The organism is Nonomuraea sp. B12E4 (assembly GCF_039871825.1).
Lineage (GTDB): Bacteria > Actinomycetota > Actinomycetes > Streptosporangiales > Streptosporangiaceae > Nonomuraea.
The window spans coordinates 128497-151810 of the sequence record NZ_JBDPME010000001.1 but is presented as its reverse complement, the minus strand read 5'-3'; the positions used below and the strand labels follow the sequence as shown (position 1 = coordinate 151810).

Below are 23314 nucleotides of genomic sequence, written 5' to 3'. Positions count from 1 at the left end.
GTCTCCTTCCCCGAGACCTGTTGCGCGAAGACCCCCGCCCGTGTCACGGTATTACTGACCGAGCGATAAGTAAATAAGGTTGCCTCGGAGGAAAGATGACGACCGTTCCCGTGGAGCCGGACCAGGAAGAGCGGCTGCGGGCCGCGTTCGACGCGACCATCGCCCGCCGTGACCGCATCGAGCCGCGGGACTGGATGCCGGACGCCTACCGCAGGACACTCGTACGCCAGATCGCCCAGCACGCGCACTCCGAGATCATCGGCATGCAGCCGGAAGGCGACTGGATCGGCCGCGCGCCCTCCCTGCGCCGCAAGGCGATCCTGCTGGCGAAGGTGCAGGACGAGGCCGGGCACGGCCTGTATCTCTACTCGGCGTGCGAGACCCTCGGCGTCTCCCGCGCCGAGCTGACCGACCTGCTGCTCACCGGCCGGCAGAAATACTCCTCGATCTTCAACTATCCGGCGCTCTCCTACGCCGACGTCGGCACGATCGGCTGGCTCGTGGACGGCGCCGCGATCTGCAACCAGGTGCCGCTCTGCCGCACCTCCTACGGCCCGTACGGGCGTGCCATGATCCGCATCTGCAAGGAGGAGTCCTTCCACCAGCGGCAGGGATATGAGCTGCTCATGACGATGATGCGCGGCACCGGCGAGCAGCGCGCCATGGTCCAGGAGTCGGTCGACCGGTTCTGGTGGCCGGTCCTGATGATGTTCGGCCCGCCGGACGCGCGGTCGCCCAACAGCGAACGGTCGATGGCCTGGGGGATCAAGCGCAACTCCAACGACGAGCTGCGGCAGAGGTTCGTGGACATGACGGTCCCGCAGGCGCGGGCGCTCGGCGTCACGCTGCCCGACCCCGACCTGCGCTGGAACGCCGAACGCGGCCACCACGACTTCGGCGAGCCCGACTGGGAGGAGTTCGCCGCGGTCATCCGGGGGGAGGGGCCGTGCAACGCGCAGCGGATGGCCCACCGCCGGGCCGCGCACGAGGAGGGCGCGTGGGTCCGCGAGGCGGCGACCGCCTTCGCGCGGCGGCAGGAGGGCGGGCGATGAGCGCCGACCGGCGGGAATGGCCGCTCTACGAGGTGTTCGTACGCGGCAAGCGCGGCCTCAACCACGTGCACGTCGGATCCCTGCACGCCCCGGACGACACGATGGCCCTGCGGCACGCCCGCGACGTCTACACCAGGCGCAACGAGGGCGTCAGCATCTGGGTCGTACGGGCCGACGCGATCGCCGCCTCCAGCCCGGACGAGAAGGACCCGCTGTTCGCGCCGAGCGGCGACAAGGTCTACCGGCATCCGACGTTCTACGAGATCCCCGACGACGTCCCGCACATGTGAGAGCACGATGAGCGACGACCATGGCAGCATCTTCGACGGCCTGCTCGGGGGCGATTCGTCCCAGTGGGCCTTCGGCACCGACTTCGAGGACCCGCTGGCCGGCGTCGGCACCAGGACGCCCGACGGTGTGGATCCCGCCGAGCTGGCCGCGTACTGCCTCATGCTCGGCGACGACGCCCTGATCATGTCGCAGCGCCTGTCGGAGTGGTGCGGCCGGGCCCCCGATCTCGAAGCGGACATCGCGCTGGCGAACATCGCCCTCGACCTCCTCGGGCAGGCGCGCCTGCTGCTGGCGCGGGCGGCCGCCGCCGATCCGCGCGTCGTGCCCGCCCTGCCCGCGGGCTCGCCGGTGCCGCCGGAGGACGCGCTGGCCTTCTTCCGCGAGGACCGGGAATTCCGCAACGTGCGCCTGGCCGAGGTGGCGGGCGGCGACTTCGCGCATGTGGTCGTCCGGTTGCTGCTGTTCTCGGTTGCCCGGCTCGCGCTGCTGGAGCGGTTGCGTACGAGCCGTGACCAGGTGCTGGCCGCGGTGGCGGCCAAGGGCGTCAAGGAGGTCGCCTACCACCGTGACTGGGCCGGGCGCTGGTTCCTCACCCTGGCGCGCGGCACCGAGGAGTCGCACCGCAGGCTCCTCGCCGCCCTCGACGCCCTGTTCCCGCTGCAGGCCGAACTGGCCGCCGATCATCCCCTCGAACGTTCCCTGGGACTGGCCGGGATCGGCGTGGATCCCGCGTCCCTGCGTGAGGAGGTGGACGCCGTCCTCGATCAGGTGCTCGCCGTCAGCGGAGTCGACCGCCCCACGGTGCCGCCACCGGCCGGCGTGGACGGGCGGACGGGCCGCGACGGCGTGCACACCGAGGCCCTGAGCCTGCTGCTCGCCGAGATGCAGGTGGTGGCCCGCGCACACCCGGGCGGTCGCTGGTGAACGCCGGGCGACGCGCCGCGCGGGCGCACGGCCCGGTGAACGCCCTGCGGCGCGACCCGGAGACGGCCAGGCGGCGTGCCGTGGAGGCCGCCGGGAAGGTGCGTGATCCCGAGATGCCGATGCTCACCCTCGACGACCTCGGTGTCCTGCGCGGCGTCGAGGTGGCGCGGGAGGCGGACGGCGGCGAGGTCGTCATCGCCTCGATCACGCCGACCTACACCGGCTGCCCGGCCATGGCGACGATGCGCGACGACCTCGTCCGCCGGCTGAACGACGCCGGGTTCCCGCGCGTCGAGGTGCGCGTCGTCCTGGATCCGCCCTGGTCCAGCGACTGGATCTCCGAACGCGGCCGGGCCGCCCTGCGCGCGGCCGGGCTCTCTGCTCCGGGCCCCGCCCCCCGCCGCACCGGGCCGGTGCCGCTCACGCTCGGCCCGCCCAGGACCGCGCCGCCCTGCCCGCGCTGCGGCTCCGCGGCCACCCTGCTCACCTCCGAGTTCGGCGCCACCGCCTGCAAGGCCCTCTACCGCTGCACCGGCTGCCTCGAACCGTTCGAGCACGTCAAGGAGATCTGAATGACCATGCTCGCGCCCGCGCCGTCCAGGGCCGCCGTCTTCCACCCACTGACCGTGGCGGCGGTGGACCGGCTGTGCGAGGACGCCGCCGCGATCACGTTCGACGTCCCCGCCGAACTGCGCGACGCGTACGCCTTCCGGGCCGGGCAGTCGCTCACCCTGCGCCGGATCATCGACGGCCGCGAACACCGCCGCTCCTACTCGATCTGCGCCCCGGCCGGCTCGGCGCCGCGCATCGGCGTCCGCGAGATCCCCGGCGGGCTGTTCTCCTCCTGGCTCGTACGCGAGGTCCGGCCGGGCACCCGGATCGAGGTCCAGCCGCCCACCGGCTCCTGGCGGGCCGACCCGGACCCGGGCGAGCGGCATCTGTGCGTCGCCGCCGGCTCGGGCATCACCCCGATGCTGTCGGTCGTCTCGACGGTGCTCACCCATCCCGGCGCCCAGGTCTCGCTCCTGTACGGCAACCGGACCAGCCGTACCGTCATGTTCACCGAGGAGCTCGGCGACCTGAAGAACCGCTACGGTCCCCGGCTCCAGATCGTCCACGCGCTCTCGCGCGAGCCACGGGACGTGGAGCTGCTGTCCGGGCGGCTCGACGGTGACCGGCTGCGGCGGCTGCTCACCGGGCTCGTGCCCGTCGAGGTGTTCGACCACGTCTGGCTGTGCGGGCCGCTGCAGATGGTCGAGAGTGCCCGGCCGGTGCTGGCCGAGCTGGGTGTCGCCGCGGGGCGCGTACACGTCGAGCTGTTCTACGCCGACACCCCGCCGCCACCGCCGCTCCGGGCCGCGGCCGAGGTCCCCGGCGCGACCACGGAGCTGACCGTCGTGCTGGACGGCCTGCGGACGACCGCCACCGTCTCGCGCGAGACGCCGCTGCTCGACGGCGCCCAGGCCACCCGCGGCGACCTGCCGTTCGCCTGCAGGGGCGGCGTCTGCGGGACGTGCCGCGCCGTCGTCCGCGCGGGTGAGGTCGACATGCGCCGCAACTACGCCCTCGAACCGGCCGAGACGGCCGCCGGCTTCGTCCTGACCTGCCAGGCCTACCCGGTCGGCGAGCAGGTGACGGTCGACTACGACGCCTGATTTCCGCTCACCCGCCGGGCCTGGACGACAAAGGGTCGTGCCGGGCCTGGGTGGCCATGTCCCGTGCCGGACCTGGCCCGGGCAAGGATGGGTGGCCACTCGTTCCGCCATGGTGGACAGCCAGGCTTGTGCCTCCTCGAACGGCGCATCCGACTCGATACGCAGCCGGAGGCCGTCCGTCACCTCACGGACGAGACCCGGATCAATGTGCGCGATCGCACTAGATCTTCCAACTGCTGGACGGTATCCATTGGGCGATCATGTCCAGGCGGTCGAGGGTGGGGTCCGCAGCGAGAATGCACCGGTGGAGCTCTCGCACGGATCTTCCCGGCTCCAGGCCGTGCTCGCGGACCAGCGTCATGCGCAGCCTGCCGTACGCGGACAGGGCATCGGCCTGCCGTCCCGACCTGTAGAGGGCGAGCATGAGCAGCGCGTGCAGCGCCTCGCGCAGCGGATGGGCGACGGTCAGCTCGCGCAGCTCGAGAACGACCTCCGCGTGCCGTCCGAGCTCGATGTCGGCCTGGAGGCGGGCTTCGACCGCCAGAAGTCGTGCCTCCTCCAGCCGATCCGCGTGTGCCTGGATCATCGGGCTGGTGGGCACATCCGTGAGTGCGGGCCCGCGCCACAGAGCCAGCGCCGCAGCCAACCGGAACCGGGCCAGCGTCGGGTGACGGGCCTCCATGGCCTGCCGGCTGTCGAGGAGCATCCGCTCGAAGCGGGCGGCGTCGGTCTCCCACACGTCGTACAGTTCGTACGAACCCGCTCGCGTGCGCAGGTGTTGGCCGAGCACCCGGCGCAGCCTCCAGACATATCCCTGAAGCGTCTTGCGAGCATATACGGGTTCCAGACCCTGCCAGAGCTCCTCGATGATCCGGTCCGCCGACACCGGCCGGCCGACGTTGATCGCGAGAATGGTGAGCACGACGCGGTGCTTGGGCGCGGTGATCGGGACGAGACTGTTGCCGTGCATGACCTGAAGTGGGCCGAGCAGGCCGAAACGGAATCCGGGAGACGTGAAGGGCACAACACCTCCTGAATCGGTCGGTCCGAATATGAGCTATCGGATGAGATAAATCGCGCCCTGGGCTGCCACCCAGGCTTGCGCGCTGAGAGGGCAGGGTGGATTTCCGGGTTCTCGGGTCTCTGGCGTGGTGACACGCGATTGCCGTTGACCGACCGGCCCCCGTGAGCGCCGGACCCACCCGTCTGCCGTGGGACCAGTGGTAGCGGCCGGCCATGCGCCGCATCCCGAACATCTGCTTCCTCACGGGAGATGAGTCGAGTCATCATTCCTCCAATGACGCGCTGTCATCCGATATGTCAGACCATAGACAAGTTCGCTTTTCATTGACTTTAGGTTCGCTTTTTGCGAGCCGTGGATGGCCCTCCCAGCTACCGGGGGAAAGGCGGGAAGGCTGCCGCCGCACCTCGGCCGGCAAGACCGAGCACGAGGTGATCACGCAGTGCCGGCACGGCACGATCAACCCCGCGCCCGTCGCGGGCGGGGTCGGCGACAGGGCTTGGCGGCGCGCGGTGGATCGGCGCCACACCGGGCCCATACCAAGGCTCCGTAGATTCGAGACCGCCGAGAGTGATCGGATGCGAACGGAATGACGGCATGCCGGCTTGGAGCGTGGAGCCGCCGAAATTCCCGCTGGCGAAGAACACCATGCTCAGCGTGACGACCGACGCCCAGCACGAGCGCGCGTGCTGCCTGCCCTTCTCATCCTTCGGGCCTCCACCGATCACCGTCGCCAGAACGAGAACAAGGAGAACGACAATGAGGGCCAGAAGATTGACGGCGGCGGGAATCGCCGGAGCCACGGTGGTCGCCACCATGCTCGGGGCGGGGCCGTCGTCCGCGGCCACGTCACCCGCATCCACCGACGACGCACAACTGAAGACCGGCTACACGGTCCTCTGCAGTGACGGCACGGGCGAGCTTGCCAACTTCTCATGGACCCCCGGCACCCTCTACACGACCGTGTACTACAACAACCACTGCCTGCATGACGTGAACGTCACGGTCCACGACGATGCCGGCGGCGCCACAGAGTGCCTCACCACGACCGCAGTCACGAAAGGCAGCAAAGAGTTCTACGGGCGTGTTGAGAAGCTCACCAGGGACTGCTGAGCCGCCATCACCACAACCCGTAGAACGACTCCACTCTCCGAACGTCCAGCATGACAGTCGCCAGAAGCGAGAACGAGGAGGGCAACAATGAGGGCCAGAAAATTGATGGTGGCGGGAATCGCCGGAGCCACGGTGGTCGCCACCATGCTCGGGGCGGGGCCGTCGTCCGCGGCCACGTCACCCGCGTCCACCGACGACGCACAACTGAAGGACGGCTACACGGTCCTCTGCAGTGACGGCTCGGGTGACCTTGCCAACTTCTCATGGACCAACGGCACCACCTCCGCGACCGTGTACTACAACAACCACTGTGCCCACGCGGTCAACGTCACTGTTTCGACCATCGACGTAGATTTCCCCACCGACAGCCCGTGGAACCGTTGCCTCACGACGTCGGCGCACTCGACGGGTAGCAAAAAGTTCGGGTACCTTTTCGGGGGCTCGATCTATCACGTTTCGCGAGGCTGTTGACCCAGTTTCGTCAGCAGGTTTCGCTTGCTGATCGGCTTGGCGGATCGCCTGTGATGTCCTTCGCGGTCACGGCCACGCCCAGCTCCTTGAAGACCTGCTCGGCCGCGTTCAGGTGATGGCGAGCGGTCTGGCTGTCGCCCAGATCGGCGTGCGCTTCGCCGAGATCCTGGTGGGGGTCTCGGCGAGGCCTCTGCTGTCACCGATCTCGGAGTGGCCAGCGCGCGATCGAGGCCGAGCTAGTGGCGGAGGCGGGCGAGGGCCTCGGCGGCCCTGGCCCGCCACCGTTCGGCCTCCATGCCGGCGAACAGAGTGTGCGCCCGCTTCAGATGGGCGGTGGCACCGGGATCCCGCTGCCGCCCGAGGAGCACGCCGAGGGAGAGCCTGGCCCGCCCCTCGATATGGCGCTCACCGAGTTCCTGGGCCAACTCCAGAGCCCGGGACAGGACGAGCCCAGCGGGGGCGGCCTGCCCCATGGCCGCCTTCGCCTCACCGATCCCGTGCAGGACGTACGCCTCGCCGATCCGGTCGTGCATGTCATGGACCGTGGCCAGCGCCTCCTCATACACCTTCAGCGCTCGCCGGGCGTCGCCGCGCCGCAGGGCGAGTTCGGCGATCCGGCTGAGGGCCTGGGCCGCGCCACGATGGACGCCCGCACTCCTCAGGATCCGCAGCGCCTGGTCGAGCACCGGCTCGGCCTCCTCCAGCCGATCCTCTTCGAGGTGGATGGCAGCGATGCTCACCAGGACGTGGCCCACGGCGGCCCGGTCGCCGGCGGCTTCGAGCAGGGGAAGCGCCTGGCCGTACCGTTCGAGCGCCATCTCGAGCTCACCTCTGACGCGCAACGACAGGGCGAGGTTACGCAGTGCCAGGGCCCTGCCGTGCACCTCGCCGATCCGCTCGAACACGTCGATCGCCTGGCACAGCAGCGGCTGCGCCTCGCCGTAGTGCTGCTGGTAGTTGGCGAGCGTGCTCAGGGAGTAGAGCATGGCCGCCTCGCCATGGCTGTTGCCGGCCAGCTGACAGGCCTCCAGAGCGATTTCGGTCAAGGCGCGCCACTCGTCGTAGTACCCGTGGGTCTCGAAGAGCATCACCGCGGTCATCGCGATGTTCCAGCAGAGCTCGTCCAGGCCGTACGCGGCCGCCTGCCGTACGGTGGCCAGCAGCGTGGCCCGTTCCTCGTGCAGCCATGGCAGCGGGTCATCTCCGAACAGTTCGTCGGCGAGGGCGGCGGTATCGGGGACTCCGGCGCGGCTGCCGCGCGGCAGGGTGAAGTGGCCGTTGTAGTAGCGCTGGTGCGCCTGGTCGGCCAGGGACAGCAAGCGGGTGCTGGCCCGCTCGACCGCCGCGCGCCGGTTCTGCGGGCTCTCGTCCGCTACCGCGCGCTCGCCCGCGTAGGTGCGGACCAGGTCGTGCATGACGTACCGGTCACCCCTGCGGGCCAGCAGCGAGGCGTCGGCCAGTTCGTCGAAGGCCGCCTGCGCGTCGTGCGTGCCGAGCAGGGCGGCGCCCAGCCAGGGAGCGCTGTGCGGGCTGTCGAGCAGGCCGAGCCGCCGGAACAGCGTGCGGGCCGTGGGCGACAGGCCACGGTAGGCGACGTTGAGGCTGGCCCGTGCCTCCAGATCGTCGTGGGTGAGCACACCGGCCGCGTCGCGGGAGTCGCCGAGCAGATCCACCAGCGACCGGACGGTCCAGCGCGGCCGGACGGCCAGCCGCGCGCCGGCGATACGTAAAGCCAGGGGCAGCCCGCCGCACTGCTCGGCGAGCGTTTCGAGCGATGAGTGTTCCAGGGCGGCGCGGTCGGTGCCGATGTCATGGGTCAGCACCTCGACCGCGCTGCGCCGGTCCAGGACGTCGAGGCGGACGATCTGGTGTTCCGGCAGGCCGATCGGGCGGTGGCGGCTGGTGATCAGCACGGCGCACGGCGCGCCGCCCGGCAGCAGCGGCCACACCTGCTCGAAGGCACCCGCGTTGTCGAGCAGGAGCAGCACCCGGGCGCCGGCGACAGTGGAGCGGAACAGCGCGCCCCGTTCCTCCGCCAGCTGTGGCACCGCCGGGGCTCCCAGCGCGCGCAGGAACCGGCTCAGCACGTCGGCGGGCTGCAGTTCGCCACCGCGCAGGTCGATGTAGAGCTGCCCGTCCGGGTAGGCCGGGGCCAGCCGGTGCGCCGTCTGGAGTGCCAGCTCGGTCTTGCCCACGCCCGCTCTGCCGACGATGGCGGCCACGGGCAGGGCGCTGCCGCCGCGGTCCCCGCCGAGCAGCGAGGCGATGCGGCGCAGCTCGGCGTCGCGGCCGGCCAGGCGGGAGATCACCGGGGGGAGCTGGCGGGGGATCGGCGTGGACCGTACCACCACCGGCGGAGCGTCGAGGTCGGCGTCCTCCTGGTTGAGGATGGCCCGCTCGATCCGCCTGAGCTCGTCACCGGGTTCCAGGCCCAGCGTGTCGAGCATCATGCCGCGGAAGTCGCGGACGACCTCGAGCGCCTCGGCCTGCCGGCCCGACCGGTAGAGCGCGAGCATGAGCAGGACGTGCAGCCGTTCGCGCAGGGGGCTGTCGGCGACCAGACCGCGCAGCTCGGCGACCGACCGCTGGTGGTGTCCGGCGGCGAGCTCGAACTCCAGGCACTGCTCGTGCGCGAGCAGGCGTCGTTCCTGCAGGCTGTGGGCCATCGTCTGGACGAGGTCGCTGGCGATGTCGGACAGCGCGGGTCCGCGCCACAGGGCCAGCGCGGCGCGCAGGGTCCTGACCGCCCGCTCGGGTTCCTCGTGCTGCGCTCTGGCGGTCAACTCGTCGAAGTCCGCGAGGTCGAGCCGGCCCGGCTCCACCTTGAGCAGGTATCCCGGCGGCCGGGTGATGAGGAGGCTGTGCGGGGGCGCGGTGTCGCCGAGGGCGCGGCGAAGCTGGGAGACCCGGATCTGGATCTGGTTGCGGGCGGTCTCGGGTGGCGCCTCGCCCCAAGCGGCCTCGATCAGCCTGGTGACGGGGACCGCCCGGTTGGAGTTGAGCAGCAGTACCGCCATCACGACACGATGGAGGCTGCCCCCGAGCGGGATCTCGCCGCTGTCGCCTTCCACGCTCAGCGGCCCAAGAACTCTGAATCTCATGATCGCCTCCGCCCCCGATCTTGCCAGGTGAGCCTCGGGAAGGACCATGTGGAACGGCCTTGCGCCTGCCGATGACGTCATCCGTGCAGGTCATGTGGTCGGCTCAGGGTCGTGCCGGATCGGGGTCGGGTCAGGTCCCGGGCATGGGGTGGCTCAGGTCTCGTGGCTGGCCAGGCCGTCGAAGGCGATGGCGGTGATCGCGTCGGCGACCATCGCCTGGTCGTAGGTCCCGTCCGGCCGATACCACTCGACCAGCGAGTTGACCATGCCGAACAGCAGCCGGCTCACCAGCGCGGGTGGCACGTTGTCGCGTAGCGCGCCCTCGGCGACGGCGTCCGCGACGAGCGCGGCCAGGCGGTCGTCGAGCCAGCGCCGCCGCCCGAGGGCCGCCAGCTCGACCTCGCTGTTGCCGCGCACCCGGAGCAGGAGCGTGACGGACGGCTGGTGCGCCACCAGCACCTCGACGCTGCGCCGCACCACCTCGCGCAGCCGCTCGTAGGCGCTGACCCCGGCGCGCTCCCGCGACGCCTCGGTCACGACGGCGGTCAGCTCGTCGAGCGCGTCGTCCAGGGCCTGGCCGAGCAGTTGCTCCTTGCTGGTGACGTGGTGGTAGATGGCCGGCTTGGTCAGCCCCAGCTCCTTGGCCAGGTCGCCCATGCTCGTGGCGTCGTAGCCGCGCCGGTTGAACAGCTCGACCGCGGCCCGCAGGATCGCCGACTGGTCATGGCCGGGACGACCGCGCCGGCGGCGCGGGGCCGGCTCGGCATGGTCGGTCGTGCTCACCCTTGCAGCATCTCACGGGCGAAGGCCGCCCTGACCCGCACGGATGCGCAAACGGTTTGTCGGCCCATGTGCCTTGCCAGCCGTTCAGGAACGACCGGCGGAGGGGCGGGGAACGCCAGGTGAGCGCTCCGTGAACATGCCGCCACACGCCATGGCCTGGGCCAATGCTCCCTACGCCTTGCGACTAGCATGCGTTTGCCCTTTTTATGGCGAATTGCCGGGAGACAAGATCGTGGAATTCAGGCGGCCGGGCACGGTGATCCTCGCGTGCCTCCTCCTCGCGACGGGATGCGCGACGGGATGCGCGACGGCCGGCGCCGGCGAGCGCGCCTCTCCGCCGAAGCCCGCCACGCCGGCCGCTCCCGTGGTGGTCCAGGTCTCCGCGAGCCACTGCGGCGAGGGCTGGACGAACCCGCACGCCGGTCAGCAGACTCTCATGCTCACCAACACCGGGGACGCCCCCTCGGGGGCCGATCTCATCGGGGTGCCCGGCGGAGCCGTGCACGCCGAGCTGGAAGGGCTGGGCCCGGGGGTCACCCGGCCCATGCGGGTCAGCCTCGCCCAGGGCACGTACGCCATCCGGTGCGAGATCGACGAGCGCGACCCGATCACCGGCCCGTCCGTCACCATCACCGGGGCCGGCGCCGGCGGCCCGGCGACCACCCCGATCACCTACGCCGACCTGTTCGCCCCGGCCAAACACTACGGCGAGTACGTCGCCGGCGGCCTGGACACCCTGCTGGCCAGGACCAAGACGCTGGCCAGGGCGGTGGACCGGGGGGACCTGGCCGCCGCCAGGAAGGCGTGGCTGCCCGCGCATCTCGCCTACGAGAGCCTCGGCTCGGCGTACGGCACCTTCGGCGACTTCGACGGGTCGATCAACGGGGGTCCGGCGGGGCTGCCCGGCGGCGTCCACGACAAGGACTTCACCGGCCTGCACCGGGTCGAGTACGGCCTGTGGCACGACGAGTCCGCCAAGAAGCTGCGCCCGATCACCGACCGCCTGCTCAAGGACGTCAAGTCCCTGCACGACGACTTCCCCGACGAGCGGCTCGACCCCGGCGACCTGCCGCTGCGCGCGCACGAGATCCTGGAGAACACCCTGCGGTTCGAGCTGACCGGGCGGTCCGACGAGGGCAGCGGCACCACGCTCGCCACCACCGCCGCCAACGTGAAGGGCACCCGCGTGACCATCGGCGTGCTGAGGCCACTGCTCGACGACCGCTATCCCGGGCTGAAGCAGGTGGACGAGCACCTGGACCGGCTGGACGGGCTGCTCGCGGCGCAGCACCACGGCGGCACGTGGACGCCCGTCGACCGGCTGGACCCCCGGGTCCGCGAATCCATCAACGGCGCGGTCAGCGGCCTGCTGGAAGAGCTGGCCCCGATCGCCGAGATCCTCTTCCCGAGGCGGACAAAGTGAGCGGCCACAACCGCAGGACGTTCCTCACCGGCGCGCTGGCCACCGGGATCGCCGGTGCCGCCGGCACCCGGGCCCGCGCCGCGCGACCGGCGGCGGCCGAGGCGGGCCCGCCGCCGGTGCCCGGCTTCCACGGCCCCCACCAGGCCGGGATCCTCAACGCCCCCCGGCGCAGGACGATCGTCACGGCCTTCGACGTCATCGCCGGCGGCAAGGACGAGCTGAGGGAGCTGTTCCGTACGCTCACCGACCGGGCGCGCGCTCTGACCACCGGCGGGGTCCCACCGGAGCTGGGCATCACCGCGCCGCCCGCCGACTCGGGCGTCCTCGGGCCGAGCCTGCCCGCCGGGGCCCTGACGGTCACCCTCGGCCTCGGCGCCTCGCTCTTCGACGACCGGTACGGCCTGGCCTCGCGCAAACCGGCCGGCCTGGCCGAGATGCCGGTCTTCCCCAACGACGACCTGGATCCGGCCTGGTGCCACGGCGACCTCAGCCTGCAACTGGAGGCGGACGACGACGACACCCTGCTGCACGCGCTGCGCGACATCGCCCGGCACACCCGGGGCGCCATGCAGGTGCGCTGGCGGATGAACGGGTTCACCAGCCCGCCCCGGCCGAGCGGCACGCAGCGCAACCTCATGGGGTTCAAGGACGGCATCGCCAACCCCGAGACCAAGAACGCCGCCGAGATGGACCGGCTGGTGTGGATCCGGGACGACAAGCCGGACACGTCCTGGGCCACCGGCGGCACCTACGTCGTCTACCGGCTGATCCGGATGCTGGTGGAGTTCTGGGACCGGGTGGGGCTGAGCGAGCAGGAGCAGATGTTCGGCCGGACCAAGGACGGCGGCGCGCCGCTGGACGGCGTCCATGAGCAGGACGTGCCCCGGTACGAACGGGACCCGGTGGGCAAGGTGATCCCGGTCACCAGTCACATCCGGCTGGCGAACCCGCGCAAGCCCGAGACGGACGACAGCCGCATCCTGCGCCGCAGCTTCAACTACGACAAGGGCGTGGACGAGGTGGGCAACCTCGACGTCGGGCTGCTCTTCAGCTGCTTCCAGCAGGACCTGCACCGGCAGTTCGAGGCAGTGCAGATGCGCCTGGTGAACGAGCCGCTGGTCGACTACATCACGCCCTTCGGCGGCGGCTACTTCCTCGCGGTGCCCGGCGTCCGCGACGCGACCTCGTCGTATGCCCAGAACATCCTACTTTGAAAACTTTTATGTCCATATTTCCCCATTAGTTACTTTTGTTGCGATAGCGCGTTGTATGCGCGTGATGGGATCCCCTGGGCGCCCGCGAGCCGTTGTGCTCCCCGCGCCGCCCGGACCGAAGAACGGCCCGGTTTCTTCACAAGGAGGCACCGTGGGCACTGGCCCAGGTAAGAAAGCAGCGCGCTGGTACGCGACAGCGGCCACGCTGGCGGCCGCCGGAGCGCTGGCGGTCTCGGGCACGACGCCGGGTACCGCGGACACCGTGACGCCGTCGGCGTCCCCGTCGGCGTCCCCGTCGGCCACCTCATCGGCGGCGCCGACCCCGTCCGCGACGGCCCGGACCCTCTCCCCGCAGGCCCTGGCCCAGGCGCAGGCCAAGGCCAAGAAGGTCCGTACCAAGACCCCCGTCAAGCACGTCGTCGTGCTCTTCGACGAGAACGTGTCCTTCGACCACTACTTCGGCACCTACCCGAAGGCGGCCAACACCGACGGCACCGAGTTCAAGGCGGCCAAGGGCACTCCGTCGGTGGACGGGCTGAGCAAGAAGCTGCTCACCAAGAACCCGAACCAGTACAACCCCAAGCGCCTCACCCCCGAGCAGGCGCTCACGTGCAGCCAGGACCACAGCTACGCGCACGAGCAGCTCGCCTACAACGGCGGCAAGATGGACAAGTTCGAGGAGAACACCGCGCACGACACCTGTGGCGGCGACAACATCTACCAGGCGCCCGGCCTGGTGATGGACTACTACGACGGCAACACCGTCACCGGCCTGTGGAACTACGCTCAGAACTACGCGATGAGCGACAACTCCTACAACACCGGTTTCGGCCCGTCCACGCCCGGCGCCCTGAACCTGATCTCCGGCCAGACCCACGGCTTCCGCGCGGTGGACCCGGAGAAGGGCACCGACGTCACCGACGCGGGCATCGTGTCCTCGCCGGACGCGCGCGGCATCGGCACCGTGATCAACGACCCCGACCCGGCGTTCGACGACTGCTCGGACAACAACCACACCGCCAAGAACAACCTCGCGGCGGGCACCGGCCAGAACATCGGTGACCTGCTCAACCGCAAGAACGTGACCTGGGGCTGGTTCCAGGGCGGCTTCAAGCCGACCGACACCTCAGGCAAGTATGCGGTGTGCGGCTCCAGCCACGAGAACGTCGGCGGCAACACGGTGACGGACTACAGCCCGCACCACTCGCCGTTCCAGTACTACCCCTCGACGTCGAACCCGAAGCACCTGCCGCCGTCCTCGACCGCGGCGATCGGGTACAGCGACCAGGCCAACCACAACTACGACCTGAGCGACTTCGACGCCGCCCTGGCCAAGGGCAACCTGCCCGCGGTGAGCTTCCTCAAGGCCGGCGCCTACCAGGACGGCCACCCGGGCAACTCTGACCCGCTGGACGAGCAGCACTTCCTGGTCAACACCATCAACAAGATCCAGAACTCTCCCGAGTGGGCGTCCACGGCGATCTTCATCGCCTACGACGACTCCGACGGCTGGTACGACCACAAGATGGCGCCGATCGTCAACGGCTCGCGTGACTCGGCCGCCGACGCCGCCGCGCTGTGCGGCAAGGCCGAGGTGCGCGCCGGCTACAACGACCGCTGCGGTTACGGCCCGCGTACCCCGCTGCTGGCCATCTCGCCGTACTCCAAGGTCAACCACGTCGACCACCACCTGACCGACCAGACCTCGATCCTGAAGTTCATCGAGGACAACTGGGGCACCGGTCGCATCGGCAACGGCTCCATGGACCAGGTGGCAGGCTCTCTTGAGGGCATGTTCGACTTCGGCAAGGCCAAGGCCGGCCGCGTGATCCTCGACCCCGCCTCCGGTGCGGTGGTCACCGGCTCGCACCACTGATCTGGAACGTCACCGTCCTTTCCGGCCGGTCCCGGCAAGGACGGTGACGACCGGCCCCGCCGAGGGCCGTCAGGGCCGGTGGAGTAAAGCCCGGTCCTGACCAGCGGATCGTCGTGGTCACCCACGGCGGCGTGATCGCCGAGGCGCCGGCGGCGGCCACGGGCTCGCGGCCGTTCGCGTTCCTCGGCGCCGACAACGCGTCGGTGTCACACCTGGTGCTGACCCAGGCCCGGTGGATCCTGCGCCGCTTCAACGACACCGCGCACCTCGACCCCGCCTTCTCCACCACGGCCGCCCTGCCCACCTGACGACTCGATCAGCAGGCGGTGCGACTCCAGCAGGCCCTCCGGGAGGTCGCCGGGGGCGCACCAGCGGGCCTCAAGGATCTCCATCGGGTCCAGCCGCATCGTGCCGCCGCCGGCGTACTCGGCCGTGTAGGCGACCTCGATCCGCAGATGGAACCCGCTCCCGAGGTGCACCAGCTCGCCCACGCTCACCTCCAGCCCGGTCTCCTCCCGCACCTCGCGGGCGACCGTCCGCTCGAAGGTCTCGCCCCGTTTCGCGCTGCCCGTCGGCAGTCCCCACTGCCGGTGCTCGTTCCAGAAGCGGTGGCGCAGCAGCAGCACGTTGCCATCCCGGTCGCGGACGACACCGGTCACCCCGGCCATGAACTTGGCCTGGGACAGGTAGAGCAGCCGCCACCGCAGCGGTCCCCGGAGGCCGAGCCAGAGCCGGGCGATCAGCCTCTTCACGCCCGGGCAGCCAGGGAGAAGAGCTCCCGCAGCGCGCCCCGCACGTCCTCATCGACGCGGCCGATGGGGAGGAACGGGACCAGGACGGTGACGTGCGCCATGACGCCGATCTCCCGCCGGCGCCACCGCCGCACCAGCGGCTCCGCCGCCGGGACGTTGGCCACGAGCGCGATGTCCCCCACCTTGAACCGTGTGCCGCCCAACCGGTCCCTCCCTGTCGGTCGCCCGGATCCCGGGCAGCACGAATATACCGATCATCACGCTCGGCCATGGAGGCTCGCGTCATTCGGGGATCGGGGCGCTGGACGTGCTGTGCGACGTCGTCCTCAGCCACACCACCGGCCACCGCATGGGGATCTTCCGCCCTGGGACGCGGCCGCCGCGTTGTGCCCCTCGTGCTCGGCCCGCGTCAGCGGCGCCGGGTGTCCACGTTGCCGGCCAGGCTCGCGAGGAGGCGGGGCACTTCGGCCACCGTCTCGGGGGGCAGGCCGGTCACGGTCTCCTCCGCGAGCGCGCACCACACCTGCTTGACCTGCTCGGCCAGCGCCCTGCCGCTGTCGGTGAGCTCCACGACGCTGGCCCGCCTGTCGGAGGGAGAGGGGGTGCGGCGGATGTGGCCGCCGGCTTCGAGCTTGCGGGTCATGAGCGTGACGCTGGGCGGCTCGCAGTTGAGCGCCTCGCTGAGCTGGGCCTGGATCATCGGGCCGGTCCGGGCGAGTTCGAGCAGGAGCACCTCCTGGCCGGGGTGCAGGCCCAGCGGGGTCAGCAGTGCGGCGGCCCTGGCCCGGTGGCGCAGACTCAGCAGGCGGACGGCCTGGTTGAGGGCGTTGGCGTTCTCGAAGTCCACGAACTCTCCTCGGCAGGGTGGTTACGCCCATAACATTATGCGTATAACCAACCTACAGGGCATCGAACGCGGCCAGCAGACGGCCTGGGCGCTCTTCTCCGCCGACTACGTGATCAGAGTGTGGCTGGCCGACCGGCGCCGCAGCTTCATCCTCACCCATATCCCGGCGCTGCTGGTCGTGGTGCTGCCGCTGCTGCGCCCGCTGGCGGTGTTGCGCTCGCTCCTGCTGCTGACCGCGCTGATGCGCCGGGGCACCCTGCCGCTGCGCATGCGGGTCACCGTGTTCGTCAGCGGCTGGGCCTGCTCCCTGGCCCTGGTCGGCGGCATCGCGGTGCTCGACGCCGAGCGCCACGCCGCCGATCCCACGATCGTCACACTGTCCGACGCCCTGTGGTGGTCGCTGACCACGATGACGACGGTCGGCTACGGCGACCTGTATCCGGCCACTCTGGAGGGCGGCTCATCGCGGCGACCCTGATGCTCTCGGGCATCGCCCTGCTCGGTGTCGTCACCGCGTCGATCGCCGCCTGGTTCGTCGAGCGCTTCCAGCAGACCTCGGCCGCGGAGAAGCAGAGCGAGGCCGACCTCCAGCAGGTTCTGGCGGAGCTGCGGGAGGTACGCGCACGGCTCGACGAACTCACCAAAGCCGACCGCGGAGGCGCGGGCGGCGACGGCAGCCGCGGGGACGGCGACGGCTCCCCCGGCCGGGGCGGCTCCCGCGTCACGCCCGCGAGCCGGTGAACTCGGACCGGGCCTTCCCGACCGGCGCGGACGGCTCGGAAGGGGCGCGGCCCCGTGGCCCACCGCACGGGTGCGCGGTGGGCCGTGGCGGGTCAGTGGCGGGCGTCGTTGGCGACCTCGACGACGAGCCGCGCCAGCTCCAGCCGGTCGATGTTGGGACCGGGGGCCTCGGCGTTGCCGAGGACGATCGCGCCCCGCTTCGTGGTCAGGGTGAGCGGTGTCGCCTCCGGCCAGAAGTTGTCCCAGGCGTAGTTGTGCCGGAACACCCCGCGGGTCGTCGTACCGCCGGTCTCGGTGATGTCGAGGAAGCGGCTGATGACGTCGGTGTTGTACGGGTGGCCGGTGTTCCGGTCGGCGTTGGCGTAGTGGACGAGCAGGACGTACTGGCCGGGACCGAACCCGGCCGGGCGGTCGAGGGTGAGGGTGTTGCCCGCGCCGCCGCCGAGGTCGCCGACGTAGGCGCCGGCGGAGGCGTTCGAGGCGCTCGTGGCGGGGACGGTGACCGCCCTCGCCGCGCCGGCCCGCCGCGCCTGCTCGGCCTCGATCCGATGGACGGCGCCGTCGGCCCGGTCGGCCCGGATCGTGGTCAGCTCGCGCAGCCGCAGGCCAGCCGGGCCGGCTATGTCGATCTTGGAGATGCCGGCCGGAAGGTACACCCGAACACGCGAGGCGCCCTCGCCGGGACGCGTCACCCGCAGGCCCGGGATCTCCCGCCCGTCGAGGCGTACCCGGAGGTCACCCCGCGCGGCGGCACCGTAGGACAGCGTCACGTCGTGGTAGCCGTCCTCGGCCGCGGCGACGAAGAACGTGGCGCGGGCGGCGCCGCCGAGCTCGATGGCCGGTTCGCCGCCGGTCCGGGTGATCCGCGCCCCGCCGGACAGCCGTGCCTCGTCGGCGGGGTGCACCGCCCGCGCGGGCCCGGTGATCTCCGTGAGGTCGAACTTGTCGAGCGTGATGTCGCCGCCGGGCAGCAAAGTGGTGCCGTCGGCGCTGGTGCGCAGAGAGAGCCGGTGGGTGCCGGCGGTCAGCTCGACCTCCACGTCGGTACGGCCGCGGTAGGTCCAGCCGAGGTTCGCCGAGTACTGCACGATCTGGTCGAGCACGCCGTCCACGAAGAGCGCGTGCCGGCCCGGCACCTTGTTCGCGCCCTGGTAGACGCCCAGGCGGTAGCGGCCGTCGCGGGGCACGGTGACCGGGAAGGTAACGGCCGAGCCGGCCGCGTTCAATCCGCCGACGTCGCGCTTGCCGGACGTGGCGTACCGCTGCGGGTCCGCCGTCGTGTCCTGGTCGAAGACCTGCGCCGAGGTGAGTGTGGCGGACTCGGCCTCGACCGAGACCGTCCACGGCGCGTCGGGCGCCGGGGACCTGCCGCCGGCCGGGACGATGGTGACCCGGTAGGCGGCCATCACGTCGCCGCCGGGCAGGTCCACCTGGAGCGTGCCGCCGCGCGGCGCGGTGCGCTCGGCCGCGATGACCGGCGGCTTGAGCGCGTCGCCCTCGTATCCGGTCCAGGTCGTCCTCGACACCAGGACGTCGACCTGCTCGCCGAAGACGTCGGGGTCGAGGCCGGAGACGTCGAGGCGGACGGGCTCCGCGCCGCCGCCGACCAGGATGGTGCCGCGCCGGGCGGGCTCGTCGATCGCCGCGACGGCCTGGACCGTGTCGGCGGCGTTCAGCCGGGGCGGGGTGGCCCGGACCGTCTGCCCGGTCAGGTCCGCGTACCACTTGAGCAGCCACCAGCCGCCGTTGGCCCGGCGGGTACGCACCGCGTGGTCGTTGAGGTTGCCGGCGTAGGTCCAGTAGGCCATGTCGGCGTCGACCTTGGTGTCCTCGAACAGGGAGATCCACTGGATCATCTGGCCGGGGACGGACATGTCGCGCCGGTTGCCGTACTCGTCGATGTTGATGGGGAGGGGGCCGATGCCGAGCGCGCGTTCCAACTGCCGGTAGTGCTCGAAGTGGCCGCGGTAGTCGGCCAGTCGGCTGCGGGCCAGCTCGTGCCAGGCCATGATGTCCGGCAGGCAGTCGCCCTCGGGATCGCCGGCGCAGTCGGCGTCCCTCGCCCAGGTGAGGAAGTCGCGGAGCCGGCCGGGGTTGTAGCCGGCCTCGTTGGGGCCGACGATGCGGGCGGTGGGGTCGATCGACCGGATGCGCTCGAACACCGCCTTCCAGTCGGCGAAGAACTTCTCCTTCAGGGTGGCCCAGTCCCGGTACCAGATGCCGTCGGGCTCGTTGAACGGCACCCAGACGAACCTGTCCTTGTCCCCTGGCCGCTCCCGGACGACCTTGCGCACCATGGTGTCGACCTTGGCGAGGTAGTCGTCGATGCCGAGGTCCTCGTACGGCCACCGGCTGTAGACGTCCTGCATGTAGACGACGATCTCCTCGCCTCCGGCGGCGAGGAAGCCGTCGGCGATCACCAGCGCGTCGCCGTTGGGATGCTGGTCACCGTCCGGGGCCTTCTGCGCGACGGTACGCGGCCGGGCGCCGGCGAGCAGGCTGTCCCCCGGTACGCCCGGGTCCGACAGGCCGTAGAGCATGCCGGTCGCCCCGCCGTGGACGGGACCGGTCCGCTGCGCGAAGTCCACGGTGACCACGTCGGGAGCGGCACTGGCGGCGGCGGGGGCGGCCGGGGTGGCCGTCAGGGCGGCGAGCGCCACGACGGCGGCCGCCGCGTGGGCATGCCGGAACAACCGATGTCGGTGCATGACAGTCCTTTCCTGGTGTCGGTCGGAACCGACCGGGTGAGGGGTGCGACGCCCGGGTGCCTTACTTGACGGCGCCGCCGGTGATGCCGGAGATGATCCTGCGCTGGGCGACGGCGAAGACGATCAGCAGGGGCAGGCTCATCAGGATGATGTAGGCGAAGATCAGGTGCCAGTTGTCGAGGTAGAGGCCGGCGTTGGCGACCTGGAAGAGGTTCAGCGGGAGGGTGTCGAGGCGGCCGCCGACGACGAAGAACGCGTAGAAGACGTCGTTCCAGACGTACAGGCAGATGAGGATGGTCGCGGTGGCCAGCACCGGCCGGAGGAGCGGCAGGATGACGGAGACGAACACGCGTACGGGCCCGGCCCCGTCCATGCGGGCGGCCTCCTCCAGCGACAGCGGCACCGTGCGGACGAAGCCGGTCACGAAGAAGATGACGGTGGACATGTAGATGCCGGTGTAGACGCCCACCATCCCGACCGGGGTGCCCGCCAGGCCGAGCTGGCGCAGCAGGAGCACGATGGTGACCACGGCGGGCGGCAGCACGATGCCGCTGATGGCGAACGCGTACAGCACGGCGGCGAGCCGGCCGGCGCGGCGGGCGAGGACCCAGGAGGCCATCGAACCGAGCGTGAGCACCAGCGCGACCGCCGGGGCGACGACCAGCAGACTGCCGAGGAGGGCCGCGGGCACCTCGCCCTGCTGCCAGACCTGGGCCAGGTTCTCCCACAACTGCCAGCGCGAGGGCGGAGACAGGTTCGGCGACAGGGCCTCGCTCTGCGACTTGCCCGCGGTCGCGACGATCAGCCACAGCGGCACGCCCATGACGGGCACGACGAGCGCGACGACGGCGACTGGCCGTAGCCGGGCCGCCGGCCCCCGGCCCCTGGACGGGCGGGCGGCACGGCGCGCGAGCACACCGAAGTCGGGGACGGTCACGGGTCCTCCTTCGTCGGACCTGCGTACCTGATGGTCGGCTCGCTCACAGGATCTCCTCCCTCCTGCGCAGGATGCGGATCACCGGGAACGCGAGCACGGCCACCATCAGGAACAGCACCAGGCTCATGGCCGTGGCCTGCGCGAACAGGCCCTGGCCGAAGGTGCGGTAGATGAAGATGTTGAGGATCTCGGTGCTGCGCGCGGGCCCGCCCCCGGTGAGCGCCTGGACGATGTCGAAGCCGTTCATGGACCCGAGCAGCGCGGTGGCGACGTTGAAGGTGACGGCCGGGGCCAGCAGCGGGAAGCGGACCGACCAGAACGCCTGCCAGGCCGAGGCGCCGTCGATGCGGGCGGCCTCGGCGACGTCCTCGGGGACGGACTTGAGTCCCGCCAGGTAGATGAGCATGGACAGGCCCATCCACTTCCAGGCGTGGATGACCGCGGCCAGCACGAGCGTCCAGGTGGTGCTGCCCAGCCAGGCGATGCCCACCTGCTGCCCGGTCAGGGCCGACAGCAGGGTGTTGAGGCTGCCGTCGGGTTTGAGCAGGGCCTGGAAGACGTAGCCGACGGCCAGCGCGGACATCAGCACGGGGACGAGGAAGGCCAGGCGGGCGGCGCGGTTGAGCCAGGTGTCCCGCTCCAGCAGGACGGCCAGGCCGAAGCCGAACAGGTTCTGGAAGAGCGCCACCAGGGCCGCGTAGACCACCGTGATCCGCAGGGCGCCGAGCAGCGTGCCGTCCGACAGCAGGGAGCCGAAGTTGTCGAAGCCGACCGGCCGGATGTCGCTCTTGAAGCTGGACCAGTCGGTGAAGGCGTAGATGAAGTTGAACAGGGTCGGCAGGAAGAAGAAGACGAACAAGATCGCGAACGCCGGCGCGAGGAACCACATCGGATGGGTACGGTCGCGCCCGGTCCTCGCGGTCACCGGCCGCCCGGCGGATGCCCGGCGTGCGGCGAACGGGCGGGAGAGCGTCTCCTGGCCGGTCGGCACGAGCTGCTCCTTGGAATCGTGGCGGGAGGCGTGCGACCTCCTGCCGGTCGGGTCGTGCGGCGGGCGGCCGCCCGCCGGTCGTGGGTCAGAAGCCGCCGGCTCCGGCCGCCCTGGCGAGCTGGGCGAACTGCTTCTGCGTGGCGGCGGCCACCTGCTCGGGCGTCATGCTGCCGGTGACCATGTCTGCCAGGTTGAGATACAGGTCCGGGTTGGCCACGGCGAGCGCCTGCATGGAGCCGACCGCCTGGCCGAGCGAAGCGTGCACGTCCAGCAGCGCCCGCGGCACACCGCCGGGAGTGGGCACGTCGGTACGCAACGACACGGTCTTGCGGTCGGCGACGAAGCCCGCGTAGCCCGGCCCCATCCAGTACGCCAGCAACTGCCGGGCGGCGGCCTCCCGCCTGGCGTCGCCGGTGCGGAAGGCGACGAGCGCGTTGGACTGGTCCGGGATGAACGTGCCGACGTTGCCCGACGGCGAGATCGGGAAGAAGCCGATCTTCCGGTCCAGCTCCGCGGTGCCGGCCATGGCCTGGAGCTGGCCGAAGAACGAGTTCACCTGGATGGCCATGGCGGCCTTGCCGGACAGCAGCGCCGCGCCCTGGTCCTCGAACGTGGCGGTCTTGATGTCGGCGTTGAACAGCCCCTCGTCGATCAGCGCCCGGTATTTCCTGATGGCGTCCAGGATGGTCTTGTCCTCGAAGGTCTCCTTGCCGGTGTTGACCCGCTCCCACAGGCCGTCCTTGGCGGCGTCGGCGAGCTGGACCTGCACCCACCACTGGGTGGCCCACTTGTCGCCGGCCATCTCGAAGAACGGCGTGACGTTCCTGGCCTTGAGGTCGCGCGCCACGTCGAGCAGCTCGTCGAAGTTCTTCGGCGTGCCGGTGATGCCGCCTGCGGCGAAGGCCTCCTTGTTGTAGTAGACGCCCTCGACCGCCGGACTGGTGATCAGCGCGGCGTAGCGGGTTTTGTCCAGCAGCCCCGTGATGTCGCGCAGTTCGGGGGAGAGTGCGGCGATCCAGGGGGCGCCGTCGAGCGGCTGGAGGTTGGCGCGGGCGTTCAGCGCGGTCAGCATGGACGCGGTGGGCTGCCAGAACGCCAGGTCCGGCTTGTCGCCGGTGGCGACCTTGGTCTGGACGCCCTGCTCGTACGGGTCGGGGACGGTGACGACCTCGACCTTGGCACCCGTCGCCCGGGTGAAGGCGTCGGTCACAACCTTGGGCACGGTGTTACTGTTCTGCGCGGCCCAGATGGTCAGCGTGACCCCGTCCAGGCGGGCGGCGGGCGAGGGCCAGGGGGCCGGCGAGCCGCCCGCGGCGGGCGCGGCGGCGGGGTCGCTGCAGGCCGTGACGGCCAGGACGAGGGCCGCCGCGGTGGCGAGATGCGGTGCGAGCTTCACGGTTCTCTTCCTTTATCC

At 71.0% G+C, this 23314-nt stretch carries 22 protein-coding genes and 1 pseudogene; 13 read left to right on the top strand and 10 right to left on the bottom strand.

The genetic code is table 11. The features are described from left to right. Window positions 1–95: 95 nt before the first annotated feature. Genes paaA through paaE form a run of 5 tightly spaced genes read left to right on the top strand, consistent with a single transcriptional unit; the run spans window position 96 to window position 3922 of the window. Window positions 96–1052, top strand: a complete 957-nt coding sequence (paaA, locus tag ABGB18_RS00720) for a 1,2-phenylacetyl-CoA epoxidase subunit PaaA (RefSeq protein WP_347693280.1) — start codon at window positions 96–98, stop codon at window positions 1050–1052. Beyond that, window positions 1049–1342 carry a 1,2-phenylacetyl-CoA epoxidase subunit PaaB gene (gene paaB, locus ABGB18_RS00715; protein ID WP_347693279.1) on the top strand — a complete coding sequence of 98 codons (294 nt, stop codon included), beginning with the start codon at window positions 1049–1051 and terminating at the stop codon, window positions 1340–1342. Before paaA ends, paaB begins: the two co-directional genes overlap by 4 nt. 7 nt (window positions 1343–1349) lie before the next feature. Further along, a complete protein-coding gene (gene paaC, locus ABGB18_RS00710; protein ID WP_347693278.1) occupies window positions 1350–2267 on the top strand; it encodes a 1,2-phenylacetyl-CoA epoxidase subunit PaaC in 918 nt (305 codons plus the stop codon). A gap of 44 nt (window positions 2268–2311) precedes the next feature. Next, the gene (paaD, locus tag ABGB18_RS00705) at window positions 2312–2839 is read left to right on the top strand and encodes a 1,2-phenylacetyl-CoA epoxidase subunit PaaD (RefSeq protein ID WP_347694282.1); all 528 of its coding nucleotides are present in this window, start codon (window positions 2312–2314) and stop codon (window positions 2837–2839) included. Further along, window positions 2840–3922 carry a 1,2-phenylacetyl-CoA epoxidase subunit PaaE gene (paaE, locus tag ABGB18_RS00700; RefSeq protein ID WP_347693277.1) on the top strand — a complete coding sequence of 361 codons (1083 nt, stop codon included), beginning with the start codon at window positions 2840–2842 and terminating at the stop codon, window positions 3920–3922. A gap of 220 nt (window positions 3923–4142) precedes the next feature. Here paaE and ABGB18_RS00695 read toward each other — a convergent pair whose 3' ends face one another. Beyond that, complete coding sequence (locus ABGB18_RS00695; RefSeq protein ID WP_347693276.1) at window positions 4143–4946, bottom strand: AfsR/SARP family transcriptional regulator; 804 nt, start codon at window positions 4944–4946, stop codon at window positions 4143–4145. A 654-nt stretch (window positions 4947–5600) separates the two neighbouring features. On the opposite strand from ABGB18_RS00695, the gene ABGB18_RS00690 reads away from it, so the two are divergent. Both ABGB18_RS00690 and ABGB18_RS00685 read left to right on the top strand, forming a co-directional pair. Further along, entirely contained in the window at window positions 5601–6056 is a 456-nt protein-coding gene (locus tag ABGB18_RS00690; RefSeq protein WP_347693275.1) for a hypothetical protein, read from the top strand. 87 nt (window positions 6057–6143) lie between these two features. Next, window positions 6144–6527, top strand: a complete 384-nt coding sequence (locus ABGB18_RS00685; RefSeq protein WP_347693274.1) for a hypothetical protein — start codon at window positions 6144–6146, stop codon at window positions 6525–6527. 236 nt (window positions 6528–6763) lie between these two features. On the opposite strand, the gene ABGB18_RS00680 is transcribed toward ABGB18_RS00685, so the two are convergent. Both ABGB18_RS00680 and ABGB18_RS00675 read right to left on the bottom strand, forming a co-directional pair. Next, window positions 6764–9628, bottom strand: a complete 2865-nt coding sequence (locus ABGB18_RS00680) for a BTAD domain-containing putative transcriptional regulator (protein ID WP_347693273.1) — start codon at window positions 9626–9628, stop codon at window positions 6764–6766. A gap of 153 nt (window positions 9629–9781) precedes the next feature. Continuing rightward, window positions 9782–10411 carry a TetR/AcrR family transcriptional regulator gene (locus ABGB18_RS00675; protein WP_347693272.1) on the bottom strand — a complete coding sequence of 210 codons (630 nt, stop codon included), beginning with the start codon at window positions 10409–10411 and terminating at the stop codon, window positions 9782–9784. Between the two features lie 232 nt (window positions 10412–10643). On the opposite strand from ABGB18_RS00675, the gene ABGB18_RS00670 reads away from it, so the two are divergent. The 4 genes and pseudogenes from ABGB18_RS00670 to ABGB18_RS00655 all read left to right on the top strand — a co-directional run. Next, on the top strand, window positions 10644–11834 hold the full coding sequence (locus ABGB18_RS00670; RefSeq protein ID WP_347693271.1) for an EfeM/EfeO family lipoprotein: 1191 nt from the start codon (window positions 10644–10646) through the stop codon (window positions 11832–11834). Continuing rightward, on the top strand, window positions 11831–13048 hold the full coding sequence (gene efeB / locus ABGB18_RS00665) for an iron uptake transporter deferrochelatase/peroxidase subunit (protein WP_347693270.1): 1218 nt from the start codon (window positions 11831–11833) through the stop codon (window positions 13046–13048). Before ABGB18_RS00670 ends, efeB begins: the two co-directional genes overlap by 4 nt. A 151-nt stretch (window positions 13049–13199) precedes the next feature. Continuing rightward, window positions 13200–14924 carry an alkaline phosphatase family protein gene (locus ABGB18_RS00660; RefSeq protein ID WP_347693269.1) on the top strand — a complete coding sequence of 575 codons (1725 nt, stop codon included), beginning with the start codon at window positions 13200–13202 and terminating at the stop codon, window positions 14922–14924. A 113-nt stretch (window positions 14925–15037) separates the two neighbouring features. Then, window positions 15038–15124: pseudogene (locus ABGB18_RS00655) on the top strand (histidine phosphatase family protein); the annotation flags it as partial. Between the two features lie 6 nt (window positions 15125–15130). Here ABGB18_RS00655 and ABGB18_RS00650 read toward each other — a convergent pair. The 3 genes from ABGB18_RS00650 to ABGB18_RS00640 form a co-directional block, all read right to left on the bottom strand. Then, window positions 15131–15676, bottom strand: coding sequence for an NUDIX domain-containing protein (locus ABGB18_RS00650; RefSeq protein ID WP_347693267.1), 546 nt, complete (start codon window positions 15674–15676; stop codon window positions 15131–15133). Then, complete coding sequence (locus ABGB18_RS00645; protein WP_347693266.1) at window positions 15673–15879, bottom strand: hypothetical protein; 207 nt, start codon at window positions 15877–15879, stop codon at window positions 15673–15675. Before ABGB18_RS00645 ends, ABGB18_RS00650 begins: the two co-directional genes overlap by 4 nt. Before the next feature lie 206 nt (window positions 15880–16085). Next, complete coding sequence (locus ABGB18_RS00640; protein ID WP_347693265.1) at window positions 16086–16523, bottom strand: MarR family winged helix-turn-helix transcriptional regulator; 438 nt, start codon at window positions 16521–16523, stop codon at window positions 16086–16088. A 37-nt stretch (window positions 16524–16560) separates the two neighbouring features. Between ABGB18_RS00640 and ABGB18_RS00635 the strand changes: the two genes are divergently transcribed. Together ABGB18_RS00635 and ABGB18_RS00630 are read left to right on the top strand one after the other, a co-directional pair. Beyond that, window positions 16561–17001 (top strand): potassium channel family protein, encoded by a 441-nt coding sequence (locus ABGB18_RS00635; RefSeq protein WP_347693264.1) that lies wholly within the window; start codon window positions 16561–16563, stop codon window positions 16999–17001. Beyond that, window positions 17001–17264: a hypothetical protein gene (locus tag ABGB18_RS00630; protein WP_347693263.1), complete on the top strand. Its 264-nt coding sequence runs from the start codon at window positions 17001–17003 to the stop codon at window positions 17262–17264. The genes ABGB18_RS00635 and ABGB18_RS00630 overlap by 1 nt, the downstream gene beginning before the upstream one ends. A 92-nt stretch (window positions 17265–17356) precedes the next feature. Here ABGB18_RS00630 and ABGB18_RS00625 read toward each other — a convergent pair whose 3' ends face one another. The 4 genes from ABGB18_RS00625 to ABGB18_RS00610 all read right to left on the bottom strand — a co-directional run bounded on the left by ABGB18_RS00625 (window position 17357) and on the right by ABGB18_RS00610 (window position 23296). Further along, on the bottom strand, window positions 17357–19972 hold the full coding sequence (locus ABGB18_RS00625; RefSeq protein WP_347693262.1) for a hypothetical protein: 2616 nt from the start codon (window positions 19970–19972) through the stop codon (window positions 17357–17359). A 61-nt stretch (window positions 19973–20033) separates the two neighbouring features. Then, a complete protein-coding gene (locus ABGB18_RS00620; protein WP_347693261.1) occupies window positions 20034–20909 on the bottom strand; it encodes a carbohydrate ABC transporter permease in 876 nt (291 codons plus the stop codon). 43 nt (window positions 20910–20952) lie between these two features. Next, window positions 20953–21900: a sugar ABC transporter permease gene (locus ABGB18_RS00615; protein WP_347693260.1), complete on the bottom strand. Its 948-nt coding sequence runs from the start codon at window positions 21898–21900 to the stop codon at window positions 20953–20955. Window positions 21901–21985: 85 nt separating this feature from the next. Next, window positions 21986–23296 carry an ABC transporter substrate-binding protein gene (locus ABGB18_RS00610; protein ID WP_347693259.1) on the bottom strand — a complete coding sequence of 437 codons (1311 nt, stop codon included), beginning with the start codon at window positions 23294–23296 and terminating at the stop codon, window positions 21986–21988. Between the last annotated feature and the right edge of the window lie 18 nt (window positions 23297–23314).

Coding starts and splice junctions, on each gene's coding strand:
- ABGB18_RS00630 (WP_347693263.1), top strand. CDS start 17,001: ATGCTCTCGGGCATCGCCCTGCTCGGTGTCGTCACCGCGTCGATCGCC.
- ABGB18_RS00625 (WP_347693262.1), bottom strand. CDS start 19,972: ATGCACCGACATCGGTTGTTCCGGCATGCCCACGCGGCGGCCGCCGTC.
- paaB (WP_347693279.1), top strand. CDS start 1,049: ATGAGCGCCGACCGGCGGGAATGGCCGCTCTACGAGGTGTTCGTACGC.
- ABGB18_RS00680 (WP_347693273.1), bottom strand. CDS start 9,628: ATGAGATTCAGAGTTCTTGGGCCGCTGAGCGTGGAAGGCGACAGCGGC.
- paaE (WP_347693277.1), top strand. CDS start 2,840: ATGACCATGCTCGCGCCCGCGCCGTCCAGGGCCGCCGTCTTCCACCCA.
- paaC (WP_347693278.1), top strand. CDS start 1,350: ATGAGCGACGACCATGGCAGCATCTTCGACGGCCTGCTCGGGGGCGAT.
- ABGB18_RS00635 (WP_347693264.1), top strand. CDS start 16,561: ATGCGTATAACCAACCTACAGGGCATCGAACGCGGCCAGCAGACGGCC.
- paaA (WP_347693280.1), top strand. CDS start 96: ATGACGACCGTTCCCGTGGAGCCGGACCAGGAAGAGCGGCTGCGGGCC.
- ABGB18_RS00685 (WP_347693274.1), top strand. CDS start 6,144: ATGAGGGCCAGAAAATTGATGGTGGCGGGAATCGCCGGAGCCACGGTG.